Origin of the sequence: Streptomyces sp. NPDC006798 (assembly GCF_040635975.1) — a bacterium.
Taxonomy (GTDB): Bacteria; Actinomycetota; Actinomycetes; order Streptomycetales; family Streptomycetaceae; genus Streptomyces.
This window is the reverse complement of the sequence record NZ_JBEYIS010000020.1, coordinates 74,893-88,314: the sequence shown is the minus strand read 5'-3', so window position 1 is coordinate 88,314 and position 13,422 is coordinate 74,893. Positions and strand designations below refer to the sequence as shown.

The following is a 13,422-nucleotide window of genomic DNA, read 5'->3' as shown; positions in this document are numbered from 1 at the left end:
GGAGACGGGTCTCTCCAAGGCCGGGAATCCTTCCAGGGCCGGTGCCGGGGAGAGCGTTGAGGGGCGCGGGGAACTGCGCGACAAGCCAGCCGCGGTCCGCGGACTGCGATCAAGATTCAGTGGCTGGGCGCGGCCCGGGGTTTGGGGCGGCGCCCCGGAGGGCCAGGCGCTGGGGGTCCCCCCATCGCCGAGGGCATAGGGGCAAAACCGCGCGAGCAACCCAGCACGGTCCGCAGGCGGCGAACAACATCGGGTCGCGGGACGCGGACGCGCGCCCCCGCACCCCCAGCGGGTAGCGTCTCCGTGGTGGACAACAGTCGTATCGTGCTCGTCACCACCAGCCACCGCGTCGCTCCCGGGCTGCTCTCCTGGAGTGCCTGGAGTCTCCTCCGGGGCGCCGACCGGGTGTGGTGCGGCGATCCCGCGCACCCCCAGCTGCCGTATCTGCGCGAGGCCGGGATCGAGGTGGAGATCGGGGTGCCCGACGCGCACGCCCTCGTGGCCGCCTGCGCCGAGGGCGCGGCGGGCGTGACCGTCGCCGTGCTGGTCGGCGGCGAGGGCGACCGGGCGCTGACCGACGGGCTCGCCCGGCTCGCCGGGTCCGGCCGGACCTCCGTACCGGACCTGGAGCTGCTGCCCGGCTCGTACGACCTGCCCGGCGCCCGGATGCTCGATCTCGTCCAGGTCATGGACCGGATCCGCGAGGAGTGCCCCTGGTCGTCGGTGCCGACGCACAAGGACCTCGCCCGGTACGCCATCGAGGAGGCGTACGAACTGGTCGAGGCGATCGAGCGGGGTGACCGCGAGGAGCTGCGGGAGGAGCTGGGCGACGTACTCCTCCAGGTCGTCTTCCACGCCAGGATCGCCGAGGAGGACCCGGAGGAGCCGTTCTCCGTCGACGACGTCGCCGCGACCATCGTGGAGAAGCTGATCCACCGGCATCCGCATGTCTTCGGGGACGAGCGGGCCGAGACTCCGGAGGACGTACGGAGGATCTGGCTCCGGACCAAGGCGGAGGAGAAGCGGCGCGGTTCGGTGACCGACGGCGTACCGCTCGGGCAGCCGGGCCTCGCGCTCGCGGCCAAGCTGGCGTCCCGGGTCCGCAGCGGCGGGCTCGACGTGGCGCTGCCGACGGGCCGGGGCGTGGGGTACGAGCTGCTGGCGCTCGCGGTCGCGGCGGAGGCGGAGGGAATCGACCCGGAGGCGGCGCTGCGGTCCGCGGCGCGGGCCTACTACGACACGATCCGCGCGTCGGAGTCCTGACCCGGGCTCCCTGTGCCCCTGGGGGCCCTTCGCCCCGGGGCGCCGCCCCGACTGCCCGGGCCGCGCCCGGCGACCTGATGTTGTCGGCGGTCCGCGGCCCGCCTGTGGCCTGTCTCGCAGTTCCCCGAGCCCCTCAACGCTCTCCCCGGCACCGGCCCTGGAAAGGCCCCGCTCCCGGTCAGGAGGGGTCGATCTCTTTCCGAGGGCGGCCAGGAGGGCAATCCAGGTGGCGCTGGGGGTCCCCCCCATTGCCGAAGGCATAGGGGGCGGAACCGCGCGACAAGCCAGCCACGGTCCGCGGGCCGCGAACAACATCAGGCCGCCGGCGGGGCCCGGTTCGTGGCGCTCACCCGGAGGGCGGAGGCGCTGGGGGTCCCCCATGGCCGAAGGCATAGGGGCGGAACCGCGCGAGCAACCCACCGGCGGCGCGCGGTCGCCCCACAAGACAAAGCCGCGGCTCCTGCGGCGCACCCCGAAGCCCCCGGCGGGAGGCGGGCCGCGCGGGGGATACCGTCCCGGTATGCGCAAGCCCTCCGACCCGCCGGAACCGCCCGAGTTGTTCAGCTGGGAGTTCGCCACCGATCCGTACCCCGCCTACGCCTGGCTCCGGGAGCACGCGCCCGTACGGCGGACGACCCTGCCCAGCGGGGTCGAGGCATGGCTCGTGACCCGGTACGCGGACGCCCGGCTGGCGCTCGCCGATCCGCGGCTGTCGAAGAATCCGGCGCATCACGACGAGCCCGCCCACGCCCGGGGGAAGACCGGGATCCCGGGGGAGCGCAGCGCCGGTCTGATGACGCATCTGCTGAATATCGATCCGCCGGACCACACCCGGCTGCGCCGGCTGGTGGCGAAGGCGTTCACGCCGCGCCGGGTGGCCGCCTTCGAGCCCCGGGTGCGGGAGCTGACCGACCGGCTGATCGACGGGTTCGCGGAGCGGGGGAGCGCCGATCTGATCCACGAGTTCGCCTTTCCGCTCCCTATTTACGCGATCTGCGATCTGCTGGGGGTGCCCGCCGAGGATCAGGACGATCTGCGGGACTGGGCGGGGATGATGATCCGTCACGGCGGCGGGCCGCGCGGCGGGGTGGCGCGGGCGGTGAAGCGGATCCGGGGCTATCTGGCGGAGCTGATCCACCGCAAGCGGGAGAACCTCGGCGCGGAGGACGCGGACGATCTGATCTCGGGGCTGATCCGGGCCAGCGACCACGGTGAGCACCTCACCGAGAACGAGGTCGTCGCGATGTGTTTCGTACTCCTGTTCGCTGGTTTTGAGACGACCATCAATCTGGTGGGTAACGGGCTCTATGCCCTGATGTGCCATCCGGAGCAGCGCGCCCGGCTCCAGGAGTCGCTGGCGGCGGGGGAGACGGCGCTGCTGGAGACGGGGATCGAGGAGCTGCTGCGGTACGACGGCCCGGTGGAGATGGCGACCTGGCGGTACGCGACCGAGGAGCTGACGATCGGGGGCGTACGGGTGGCCGAGGGCGACCCGGTTCTGGTGGTGCTCGCGGCGGCGGACCGGGACCCGGAGCGGTTCGACGGGCCGGACATTCTGGACCTGGCGCGGCGTGACAATCAGCACCTCGGATACGGGCACGGCATCCATTACTGTCTCGGCGCGCCGCTCGCCCGGCTGGAGGGCAGGACCGCGATCGCGACGCTGCTGACGCGCCTTCCCGACCTGCGACTGGCGGTGGATCATGGCGATTTGCGGTGGCGCGGGGGCCTGATCATGCGTGGACTGCGCACCCTTCCGGTGGAGTTCACTCCGGCCGGAACTGACAGGGCGTCAAGAATGTGATGTTCGCGTGATCTCCGCTGCATCGACTTGTGACAGACGTTCGAGTGCGGCTACCTTCACCCCCGTTCCAGCCCTCAGCGGAAAGGCTCAGCGCATGCTCTCCGGGAATGGTCGACATCGCCGTCCTCGACAGGCCCCGGCCCTGGTCGTCGCAGCGGGGGTGACCGGGTCCGCGATCGCGATCCCGCTCCTCGGCGCGACCTCGGCGTCCGCCGCGGACTCCGCGGTCTGGGACCGGGTCGCCGAGTGCGAGAGCGCCGGGCAGTGGAGCGCCAACACGGGCAACGGCTACTACGGCGGTCTCCAGTTCTCCCAGGAGACCTGGGAATCCTTCGGTGGTTCGCAGTACGCCGACCGGCCCGATCTGGCGAGCCGCTCCCAGCAGATAGCCGTGGCCGAGAAGGTGCTCGCGGCCCAGGGCGCCAAGGCGTGGCCGTCCTGCGGTGCCAACGCCGGGCTCGGGGCGGGCGCCTCGACCGGGATCGACCCGGGCGCCGACCCGGTGCCGAGCGGCCCGGCCGCGAAGCGCGCCGCGGACGCGGCCAAGGAGACCGCTCCGGCCGAGCCGCGTGGCGCGGGCGGCAGGGACGCCGGTGCGGCGGCGCCCAAGGCGGACGCGGCACAGAAGAAGGAGGCGCCCGGCAAGTCCGCCGAGGCCCCCGGGACCGGCAAGCACCGCGGTACGCCCGCGACGGAGCCTGGCACGGCGGGCGGCGGCGCTCCGAAGGCCGGTGCCGACGCGGGTGCGGACGCCGGCGCGGGAGCCCGTACCGACGCGGCGGCCCCGGACACCTCCGCCGTGGACGCCATCGACCCGTCCCGGATGTCCGGCCCCGACCGGACGTCCCGCGGTGACACCCCGGGCCGGGCCGACGCCCGGAACCAGGGCGACCCGGGCGGTGCGGGCGGATCCGGTGCGAAGGCCCCCGCGAACGGGACCACCGCGACGGACAGTAAGGACACCGCGGGCGAAACCGCCCCGGCGTCCGGTAGCTACACGGTGCGCACCGGCGACAATCTCTGGGCCATCGCGGAGGCGAAGGACGTCCCCGGCGGCTGGCCGGCGCTCTACGAGGCCAACCAGAAGGTGGTCGGAGCTGATCCCGACCTCATCCTGCCTGGCCAGAGCCTTGATCTTCAGCCGAAGTAGCCTGCGTACCGGCGAAACTGACGTAGTGATTCGTCGGTAAATGTCCGGTTTCGCGTAAGTGAGACATGAGTCTCTTTGCCCGGACCGCCGCCCCGGCCCTTCCGGAATTGCCTATTCCGCGCGCCACCTGCGGAAACGCAAGTTACCGGAGGGGCGGGATGGGCGATTTGACCACGATGTTCCGTCTTTGAAGAACCGGGACGGCTGTGGCTACGGTCTGGACCGCTCGCCAAAGCGGGCACCACTGACCGTCACGCCGAAATCCTGCCGTCGGTCGGGGGGAACAGTCGTCGCGACAGCGCCGAAGGCAGGAGCGGGGGACCCAGGTTCGTGCCGGTCCGCCCACCGTCCGTGAGGACGGCGGGACCCGGCTAGGGGTGAAGCCGTACGACCCGAGGGTCGTCCGGCCGGGCAACTCACTGCGCCCGAACCCGACAGCTCACCTCGTAGGCGTCGGTGAGGAGATCCGCCATGCTGTTCGCCACCAAGGGCAAGCACCGCCGTCCGTCCAAGGCCGCCAAGTTCGCCGCCTTCGCCGGGATCACCGGTGCCGCCATCGCCGCCCCGCTGATGGGCGCCACCTCCGCCTCCGCCGCCACCGCCGCCGAGTGGGACAAGGTCGCCCAGTGCGAGTCCGGCGGCAACTGGTCCATCAACACCGGCAACGGCTACTACGGCGGACTCCAGTTCTCCCCGTCGACGTGGGCCGCCTTCGGTGGCACCAAGTACGCGTCCAACGCGCACCTGGCCTCCAAGGCCCAGCAGATCGAGATAGCCGAGAAGGTCCTCGCGGGCCAGGGCAAGGGCGCCTGGCCGTCCTGCGGCGTCGGCCTCTCCAACACCCCGTACGGCGGCGGCGCGGCCGAGCAGGCCCCCGCCCAGCCGAAGCAGGAGCAGCCCAAGAAGCAGGCCGCGCCCAAGGCCGCGCCGAAGGAGCAGAAGCGGGCCGAGGCCCCGACCACCCGCTCCGAGCGCGCCGAGGCCCCGGCCCAGAAGCAGGCGCCGAAGAAGTCCCAGGGTCCCGCCAAGGGCTTCCTGAAGGGCGACGGCACGTACGAGGTCAAGGCCGGCGACACGCTGAGCAAGATCGCCGAGGCCGAGCAGGTCAAGGGTGGCTGGCAGCAGCTCTTCGAGCTGAACGAGGACATCGTCGACGACGCCGACGTGATCTTCCCGGGCCAGCTGCTCCACCTGAGCTGACCCCGGACGGGCCCCGGGCCGCCGCCGTCCCCGCGGCGGCCCTCCCCCCACAGGTCCGTCCCCCCGGCCGTCCTCGCGCGGAATCCCCTCACGGGCCCCGGCACGGAGACGGCCACCACCCCGGGCCGGCGCGACTCCCCCGTACGCGCCGGTCCGGGGTTTCCCGTATCACCCCCGGACCGCCCCCGCGCCGGCCCCGCCCCACGGCCCCGGACGGCGGCCCCGCCGGCCCTTCCGTACACCCGTCTGAGCGGACGAGAGCGCAGGTGAGAGCCGCTACCGGCGGGTAGCGGCACGGCCTTCGCCGGTCACCGCGATTCTTCGTACTCTTTTTCGTCCCAGGGGGCGGGCATCGGCGGGACGGCGCCCCCCGTCCGGTTAGGCTCGTGACCACAAGGGCCGAAACAAACCCGCATCCCACGCGTCACATCCCAGAAGGAGATGCTCGTGCCGTCCATCGACGTCGTCGTAGCCCGGGAAATCCTCGACTCCCGGGGCAACCCCACGGTCGAGGTCGAGGTGGGCCTCGACGACGGCAGCACCGGCCGTGCTGCCGTGCCCTCCGGTGCCTCCACCGGTGCCTTCGAGGCCATTGAGCTCCGCGACGGGGACCCCAACCGCTACCTGGGCAAGGGTGTCGAGAAGGCCGTCCTGGCCGTCATCGAGCAGATCGGCCCGGAGCTGGTCGGCTACGACGCCACCGAGCAGCGCCTGATCGACCAGGCCATGTTCGACCTGGACGCCACCGACAACAAGGGCTCCCTCGGCGCCAACGCCATCCTCGGCGTCTCCCTCGCCGTGGCGCACGCCGCCTCCGAGGCGTCCGACCTGCCGCTCTTCCGCTACCTCGGCGGCCCGAACGCGCACCTGCTGCCCGTCCCGATGATGAACATCCTCAACGGCGGATCCCACGCGGACTCCAATGTCGACATCCAGGAGTTCATGATCGCGCCGATCGGCGCCGAGTCCTTCTCCGAGGCCCTGCGCTGGGGCACCGAGGTCTACCACACCCTCAAGAAGGTGCTGAAGGGCCGCGGCCTCTCCACCGGCCTCGGCGACGAGGGCGGCTTCGCGCCGAACCTCGGCTCCAACCGCGAGGCGCTCGACCTCATCCTCGAAGCGATCAAGGAGGCCGGTTACACCCCCGGCCGCGACATCGCGCTGGCGCTCGACGTCGCCGCCTCCGAGTTCTACAAGGACGGCGTCTACGAGTTCGAGGGCAAGTCCCGGACCGCCGCCGAGATGACCGAGTACTACGCCGAGCTGGTCGAGGCGTACCCGCTGGTCTCCATCGAGGACCCGCTGTTCGAGGACGACTGGGACGGCTGGAACACCATCACCGCGAAGCTCGGCACCAAGGTGCAGCTCGTCGGCGACGACCTGTTCGTCACCAACCCCGAGCGGCTGGCCCGCGGCATCGAGGAGAACTCGGCCAACGCCCTGCTGGTCAAGGTCAACCAGATCGGGTCCCTCACCGAGACCCTCGACGCGGTCGAGCTGGCCCAGCGCAACGGCTTCAAGTGCATGATGTCGCACCGCTCCGGCGAGACCGAGGACGTCACCATCGCCGACCTGGCCGTCGCCACCAACTGCGGCCAGATCAAGACCGGCGCCCCGGCCCGCTCCGAGCGCGTCGCCAAGTACAACCAGCTCCTCCGGATCGAGGAGATCCTGGACGACGCGGCCGTCTACGCGGGCCGCAGCGCGTTCCCCCGCTTCAAGGGCTGACACCCGGGGGCAGCGGCAGGAGCCGATGCCCCCCGACGGCTGACCGGCACCCCGGCAGCCCGTCGTACGTCACGTCCCCGGCCGCGGTCCCGTACCGTGTCCGGGGACGTACGCGTGTCGGCACCGAGCAGGGGAGGCGGACGGAATGGCCCGCAGGACCGCCCGGACCGGTGGTGACCGGTTCTCCACCGCGACCAGGCTGCGGCTGATCGGGGAGCAGACCGCCGCCCGGGTCTACCGCTCCCAGACCAAGCGGCAGGCCCGCCGCTCCCGGCTCACCGGCCGGGCCGCCTTCCTCGCCCTGATCGTCTGCTCCCTCGTGGTCGCCCTCGCCTACCCGATGCGGCAGTACGTCTCCCAACGCGGCGAGGTCGCCGAGCAGCGGGACCGGCGCGCCGAGGCCGAACGGCAGGTCGAGCGGCTGCGCGACGAGAAGGCCCGGCTGCGGGACGATATGTACATCCGCAGGCTGGCCCGGGAGCATCTGCACTACGTGGAGCCCGGCGAGACCGGCTACACCATGATCGACCCCGAGGCGGCCGAGCGGCGCCGCACCGACCAGGGCTCGGGCGACCGGCCCTGGTACTCCAACGTCTGGGAGGGCGTCGACACCGCGGACCGCGAGTGACGCGTCCCGTACGACCCCTCCCCGCGCAGTACCCGTACGCACCATCCGGACCCAAGGCAGGCATGGAAACCCCTCCTCCCACCACCGAGCACACCGCCCCCACGGACGCGGACATCGCGGCCTTCGAGGAGCAGCTCGGACGGCCGCCGCGCGGGCTGCGCGCGATCGCCCACCGCTGTCCCTGCGGACTGCCGGACGTGGTCGAGACCGCGCCCCGGCTGCCCGACGGCACCCCCTTCCCCACGCTCTACTACCTGACCTGCCCGCGCGCCGCCTCCGCGATCGGCACGCTGGAGGCGAACGGCGTGATGAAGGAGATGTCGGAGCGGCTGGCGGCCGACCCCGAGCTGGCCGCCGCCTACCGGGCCGCGCACGAGGACTACATCGCCCGCCGGGACGCGATCGAGGAGCTGAAGAACTTCCCCAGCGCCGGTGGCATGCCGGACCGGGTGAAGTGCCTGCACGTCCTGGTCGGCCACTCGCTGGCCGCCGGGCCCGGGGTCAACCCGCTGGGCGACGAGACGATCGCGATGCTGCCCGAGTGGTGGCGCAAGGGCCCGTGCGTGACGCCGTGCGGCGCCGCCGAGCCCGCGGAGGCCGGGGCATGACCCGGGTCGCCGCCGTCGACTGCGGTACGAACTCCATCCGCCTCCTCGTCGCCGACCTGGACCCGGCGACCGGCGCGATGACCGAGCTGGACCGGCGGATGACGATCGTCCGGCTCGGCCAGGGCGTGGACCGGACCGGCAGGCTCGCCCCCGAGGCGCTGGAGCGCACCTTCGCGGCCTGCCGCGAGTACGCCGCCGTGATCGCGGAGCACGGCGCGGAACGGGTCCGCTTCGTCGCCACCTCCGCCTCCCGCGACGCCGAGAACCGGGCCGACTTCACCGCGGGCGTCCTCGCCGTCCTCGGGGTCGAACCCGAGGTCGTCACCGGCGACCAGGAGGCCGAGTTCTCCTTCACCGGCGCCACCCGCGAACTGCCGGGCCACGAGGAGCGGCTGGTCGTCGACATCGGCGGCGGCTCCACCGAGTTCGTGGTCGGCCGCGAGCACGTGGAGGCCGCCCGCTCCGTCGACATCGGCTGCGTACGGCTCACCGAGCGCCATATCCGCACCGACCCGGCCACCGAGACCGAACTGGCCGCCGTCCGCGCCGATATCGAATCGGCCCTCGACCTCGCCGAGGAGACCGTCCCGCTGCGCCGGGCCGAGACCCTGGTGGGCCTGGCGGGCTCGGTGACCACGGTCGCGGCGATCGCCCTCGGCCTGGACCGGTACGACTGGTCGGCGATCCACCACGCCCGGATCCCGTACGCCACGGTCGAATCGATCACCCACCGCCTGGCGAAGGCCACCCACGACGAACGCGCCGCGATCCCGGTGATGCACCCCGGCCGGGTCGACGTGATCGTCGCGGGCGCCCTCGTCCTCCTCGCGATCATGGACCGCACCGGCGCGCGGGAGGTCGTGGTGAGCGAGCACGACATCCTCGACGGCATCGCGTGGTCGCTGGTCTGACGGCCTCGGGGCAGCCCCGGCGCTCCGGCGGAGAACCGCCGGGGCGTCACAGGGCGCCAGAGACGTCCGGCCGGTCGCCTACCTCGACGACAGGACGACGAGTTCGCCGTCGTTGATCCGGTAGGCGACCCGGTAGCTGCCGACCCTGAGCCGGTAGAGGTCCGAGGGGCCGGTGAGCTTCGTGATGTCGGCGTCCTGGCGGTGCGGGTCGTCGCCGAGTGCGGTCAGCGCGGTCAGGACGCGCATGGCATCGGGCCGGGCGATGGCCCGGAGCTGCCGTTGTGCCGCGGTGGTGAACCGGAAGGCGTACGCCACGCCGCCTCGCCGTCCCGCTCGGTGAACAGGTCCGCCAGCAGTTCGGCCATGGTCACGGTGGGGCCGCCCTCGGCCAGCACCGCTTCGGCCTCACGGGCCAGCAGCAGGTCCGCCGCTTCCTCCAGCGCCTCGAAGTCCGGGATCGGGACCACGGCCGCCACCGGGGCACCATTGCGCGTGATGACGGTCGGGACGCCTTCCTCGGCCCGGTTGATGTGGTCGGCGAGGTGCGCGCGGGCCTCCCGCACGGTGACGGTGTTCTCAGCCATGCCGTCGGTGTACGCAATTTCGTGTACACGAAGCTGTTCCGAGTGGCATGCGCGCGTGATCCCTCGCGGAAGGAAGTGCCCCCTTCTTGCGATGGTCCGGCGGAGTAAATCCGACATAAGGGCCGTATAAATCGGATGGGTGTACCGGTCCATGAGAGCCCGATGAGGAACTTCGTGAAGTTCTTCACAAGGAAAAAGCGCCTGATGGGCGCGGTGGTGGGCCCAAAGGCCCCTTTTCGGGGGCCGGAAGGCCCTCCGAGGGGGCGGGGGAGGGGACTTAGGGGTGTTTCGGGCGGGTGGACCAGAGGGGGTGTGAGCGGTCGGTTCCGGGGTAATGGAGCAGCTCACGAGGGGTGTCCAACGACTGAACCACCGACCGGGTTCCCCGTTCGTGATGTCAGATGGATCACGAGGGCGGCGCAGTGTAGCAGAGGTGGTAGGCGTTCTTGTGAAGGGCCTCACGAGCACCCCCTCGGAGGGGGGTGGATACTCGATGGCATGAGCACCACGGAGCGTCCCAGGATCCTCGTTGTAGGCGGTGGGTACGTTGGCTTGTACGCGGCGCGGCGCATTCTGAAGAAGATGCGCTACGGGGAGGCGACCGTCACGGTCGTCGACCCGCGTTCGTACATGACGTACCAGCCCTTCCTCCCCGAAGCCGCCGCCGGCAGCATCTCGCCCCGGCACGTCGTCGTACCGCTGCGACGCGTGCTGCCGAAGGCCGAGGTGCTCACCGGTCGGGTCACCACGATCGATCAGGACCGCAAGGTCGCCACGATCGCCCCGCTCGTCGGCGACGCCTACGAGCTGCCGTTCGACTACCTGGTCATCGCGCTCGGCGCGGTCTCCCGGACCTTCCCGATCCCCGGACTCGCCGAGCAGGGCATCGGCATGAAGGGCATCGAAGAGGCCATCGGGCTCCGCAACCACGTCCTGGAGCAGCTCGACAAGGCCGACTCGACCACTGACGAGGAGGTCCGCCGCAAGGCGCTGACCTTCGTCTTCGTCGGCGGTGGGTTCGCCGGTGCCGAGACCATCGGCGAGGTGGAGGACCTGGCCCGGGACGCGGCCAAGTACTACAACAACGTCAAGCGCGAGGACATGCGGTTCATCCTCGTCGACGCCGCCGACAAGATCCTTCCCGAGGTCGGGCCCAAGCTCGGCCAGTACGGCAAGGAGCACCTGGAGGGGCGGGGTGTGGAGATCTACCTCCAGACCTCCATGGACTCCTGCGTCGACGGCCACGTGGTGCTGAAGAACGGCCTGGAGGTCGACTCCGACACCATCGTGTGGACCGCCGGCGTGAAGCCGAACCCGGCGCTCGCCCGGTTCGGTCTGCCGCTCGGCCCCCGCGGCCACGTCGACACGAACACGAACCTCCAGGTCCAGGGCACCGACTACATCTGGGCCGCCGGCGACAACGCCCAGATCCCCGATGTCGCGGCCCGCAAGGCCGGGGTCGAGAACGCCTGGTGCCCGCCGAACGCCCAGCACGCGCTCCGTCAGTCGAAGGTCCTCGGCGACAACGTGATCTCCGGCATGCGGGGCTTCCCGCAGCAGGAGTACAGCCACGCCAACAAGGGCGCGGTGGCCGGTCTCGGCCTCCACAAGGGCGTGGCGATGATCGTCATGGGCAAGATGAAGATCAAGCTCCGCGGCCGTCTCGCCTGGTACATGCACCGTGGCTACCACGGCATGGCGATGCCGACCTGGAACCGCAAGATCCGGGTCTTCGCTGACTGGACCCTCCAGATGTTCCTCAAGCGGGAGGTCGTGTCGCTCGGCGCGATCGAGTCCCCGCGCGAGGAGTTCTACGAGGCGGCCAAGCCCGCGCCCGCCCCGGCGGCGGCCGCCGCCCCCGAGAAGGCCAAGGCTTCCTGACCCCGGCCTCCTCTTAGGCACCCCGAACAAGGGGCCGCTCGCCTCCGTGGTGCGAGCGGCCCCTTTGCCGTACCCGGACCCGGACCCGTACCCGGATCCGGGTGCCTCGGCGGCCGGGGGGCTCGGTGGCGCCGGGGCCCGTAGCGCCGCACCCGCCCGTGGGCCCGAGGACGCCGCCATGCGGGCGCTTCGGGGCCGGTCCGGGAGTGGCCGGGGGCGTAAAACCGGTCATCACGCGGATCTCCGGGGAAGCACGCACCGTAGGCGGGTTGTTGTGGCGGAGAGCAACACAGCATCCGCAGACACCGGACGCCGGATCCCACGGAGGTGTGCGCCATGACCGAAGTCGCCCCGCGGCTGACCGCCCTCGCCGAAGAACTGCTCGGGAAGCCGTTCCCGCTGCGGATCCGGGCCTGGGACGGTTCCGAGTCGGGACCGCCGGGCGAACCCGTGCTCGTCGTCCGGCACCGCCGCGCCCTGCGGCGGCTGCTGTGGCGGCCGGGCGAGCTGGGCCTGGCCCGCGGCTATGTCGCCGGTGAGCTGGATGTCGACGGCGATCTGTACCGGGCGCTGGACCGGCTCGCCGGGGTGGTGTGGGGAGTGGCGCCCGCCGGGGCCGACGCCCGGGAGAGCGGGCCGCGGCGGCTCGCGGACCCCCGGTTCCGGGCCGCCGCCGGACGGCTGCTGCGGCTCGCCGGACCCCTGCCGCCGCCACCGCCGCCACCGGAGGAGGTCCGGGGGCGCGGCGGCGCCTCGCACACCCGGCGCCGCGACGCCCGCGCCATCAGCCACCACTACGACGTGGGCAACGACTTCTACGAACTCGTCCTCGGCCCGTCCATGGTCTACTCCTGCGCCTACTGGGGCGACGGGGTCACGCCCCTGGAGGACGCCCAGACCGCCAAGCTCGACCTGGTCGCCCGCAAACTCGGCCTCTCCGAGGGAGACCGGCTGCTGGACGTCGGCTCCGGCTGGGGCTCGCTGGCGATCCACGCGGCCCGGGAGTACGGGGCCCGGGTCACCGGCGTCACGCTCTCCCGCGAGCAGGCCGCGTACGCCCGCAAGAGGGTCGCGGAGGCCGGTCTGACGGACCGGATCGACATCCGGGTCCAGGACTACCGGGACGTCACCGACGGTCCCTACGACGCCGTCGCGTCCATCGGGATGGCCGAACACGTCGGCTCGGCCGGGTACCACGAGTACGCCGCCCGGCTGTACGGACTCCTCGGCCCCGGCGGGCGGCTGCTGAACCATCAGATCGCCCGCCGCCCCGAGCCCGACGAAGCCGCCTACCACGTGGACGAGTTCATCGACCGGTACGTCTTCCCGGACGGCGAGCTGTCCCCGCTGGGGACGACGGTGGGCGCCCTGGAGTCCGCCGGGTTCGAGGTCCGGGACGTGGAGTCGATCCGCGAGCACTACGCGCTGACGCTCCGCCGCTGGGTGGCGAACCTCGCCGCCGACGAACGGCGGGCCGCCCGGCTCGCCTCCCCGGCCCGGGCCCGGATCTGGCGGCTCTACATGGCCGCGTCGGCGCTCTCGTTCGAACGCAACCGGATCGGGGTGAACCAGATCCTGGCGGTCCGCACCGGCGGCGACGGCGTATCCGGGCTGCCGCTGCGGAGCCGTACCTGGAACTGATCGCCCGCCGGACACCACGCGGGT

General features: G+C 72.0%; 10 protein-coding genes, 2 pseudogenes and 1 riboswitch. Of the genes and pseudogenes, 10 read left to right on the top strand and 2 right to left on the bottom strand.

Going from position 1 to position 13,422, the window contains the following annotated elements:
- Window positions 1–306: 306 nt before the first annotated feature.
- The 8 genes from ABZ714_RS16160 to ABZ714_RS16125 all read left to right on the top strand — a co-directional run bounded on the left by ABZ714_RS16160 (window position 307) and on the right by ABZ714_RS16125 (window position 9,292).
- A complete protein-coding gene (locus tag ABZ714_RS16160; protein ID WP_358825845.1) occupies window positions 307–1,263 on the top strand; it encodes a nucleoside triphosphate pyrophosphohydrolase in 957 nt (318 codons plus the stop codon).
- Between the two features lie 520 nt (window positions 1,264–1,783).
- A complete protein-coding gene (locus ABZ714_RS16155; protein ID WP_358825844.1) occupies window positions 1,784–3,067 on the top strand; it encodes a cytochrome P450 in 1,284 nt (427 codons plus the stop codon).
- A gap of 160 nt (window positions 3,068–3,227) precedes the next feature.
- Window positions 3,228–4,217: a transglycosylase family protein gene (locus tag ABZ714_RS16150; RefSeq protein ID WP_358825843.1), complete on the top strand. Its 990-nt coding sequence runs from the start codon at window positions 3,228–3,230 to the stop codon at window positions 4,215–4,217.
- 289 nt (window positions 4,218–4,506) lie between these two features.
- Window positions 4,507–4,685, top strand: a riboswitch (cyclic di-AMP (ydaO/yuaA leader).
- Between the two features lie 3 nt (window positions 4,686–4,688).
- Window positions 4,689–5,417, top strand: a complete 729-nt coding sequence (locus ABZ714_RS16145; protein WP_358825842.1) for a transglycosylase family protein — start codon at window positions 4,689–4,691, stop codon at window positions 5,415–5,417.
- Window positions 5,418–5,864: 447 nt separating this feature from the next.
- Window positions 5,865–7,145, top strand: coding sequence for a phosphopyruvate hydratase (gene eno, locus ABZ714_RS16140; RefSeq protein WP_358825841.1), 1,281 nt, complete (start codon window positions 5,865–5,867; stop codon window positions 7,143–7,145).
- 145 nt (window positions 7,146–7,290) lie between these two features.
- A complete protein-coding gene (locus tag ABZ714_RS16135; RefSeq protein WP_358825840.1) occupies window positions 7,291–7,773 on the top strand; it encodes a septum formation initiator family protein in 483 nt (160 codons plus the stop codon).
- 62 nt (window positions 7,774–7,835) lie between these two features.
- A complete protein-coding gene (locus ABZ714_RS16130; protein ID WP_358825839.1) occupies window positions 7,836–8,381 on the top strand; it encodes a DUF501 domain-containing protein in 546 nt (181 codons plus the stop codon).
- Complete coding sequence (locus ABZ714_RS16125; protein ID WP_358825838.1) at window positions 8,378–9,292, top strand: Ppx/GppA phosphatase family protein; 915 nt, start codon at window positions 8,378–8,380, stop codon at window positions 9,290–9,292. The genes ABZ714_RS16130 and ABZ714_RS16125 overlap by 4 nt, the downstream gene beginning before the upstream one ends.
- A 46-nt stretch (window positions 9,293–9,338) precedes the next feature.
- Here the strand turns inward: ABZ714_RS16125 and ABZ714_RS16120 are convergent.
- Together ABZ714_RS16120 and ABZ714_RS16115 are read right to left on the bottom strand one after the other, a co-directional pair.
- Window positions 9,339–9,607, bottom strand: a pseudogene (locus ABZ714_RS16120) (type II toxin-antitoxin system RelE/ParE family toxin).
- A pseudogene (locus tag ABZ714_RS16115) lies at window positions 9,607–9,876 on the bottom strand (type II toxin-antitoxin system Phd/YefM family antitoxin); the annotation flags it as partial. The pseudogenes ABZ714_RS16120 and ABZ714_RS16115, both read right to left, overlap by 1 nt.
- A 498-nt stretch (window positions 9,877–10,374) precedes the next feature.
- On the opposite strand from ABZ714_RS16115, the gene ABZ714_RS16110 reads away from it, so the two are divergent.
- Both ABZ714_RS16110 and ABZ714_RS16105 read left to right on the top strand, forming a co-directional pair.
- Window positions 10,375–11,757, top strand: a complete 1,383-nt coding sequence (locus tag ABZ714_RS16110; protein WP_358825837.1) for an NAD(P)/FAD-dependent oxidoreductase — start codon at window positions 10,375–10,377, stop codon at window positions 11,755–11,757.
- Between the two features lie 336 nt (window positions 11,758–12,093).
- Window positions 12,094–13,398, top strand: a complete 1,305-nt coding sequence (locus ABZ714_RS16105; RefSeq protein ID WP_358825836.1) for a cyclopropane-fatty-acyl-phospholipid synthase family protein — start codon at window positions 12,094–12,096, stop codon at window positions 13,396–13,398.
- Window positions 13,399–13,422: the final 24 nt, after the last annotated feature.

Excerpts from the sequence above, each read along its gene's own strand:
- ABZ714_RS16105 (WP_358825836.1), top strand. The coding sequence starts at position 12,094 with ATGACCGAAGTCGCCCCGCGGCTGACCGCCCTCGCCGAAGAACTGCTC.
- ABZ714_RS16135 (WP_358825840.1), top strand. The coding sequence starts at position 7,291 with ATGGCCCGCAGGACCGCCCGGACCGGTGGTGACCGGTTCTCCACCGCG.
- ABZ714_RS16110 (WP_358825837.1), top strand. The coding sequence starts at position 10,375 with ATGAGCACCACGGAGCGTCCCAGGATCCTCGTTGTAGGCGGTGGGTAC.
- ABZ714_RS16155 (WP_358825844.1), top strand. The coding sequence starts at position 1,784 with ATGCGCAAGCCCTCCGACCCGCCGGAACCGCCCGAGTTGTTCAGCTGG.
- ABZ714_RS16145 (WP_358825842.1), top strand. The coding sequence starts at position 4,689 with ATGCTGTTCGCCACCAAGGGCAAGCACCGCCGTCCGTCCAAGGCCGCC.
- ABZ714_RS16125 (WP_358825838.1), top strand. The coding sequence starts at position 8,378 with ATGACCCGGGTCGCCGCCGTCGACTGCGGTACGAACTCCATCCGCCTC.
- ABZ714_RS16130 (WP_358825839.1), top strand. The coding sequence starts at position 7,836 with ATGGAAACCCCTCCTCCCACCACCGAGCACACCGCCCCCACGGACGCG.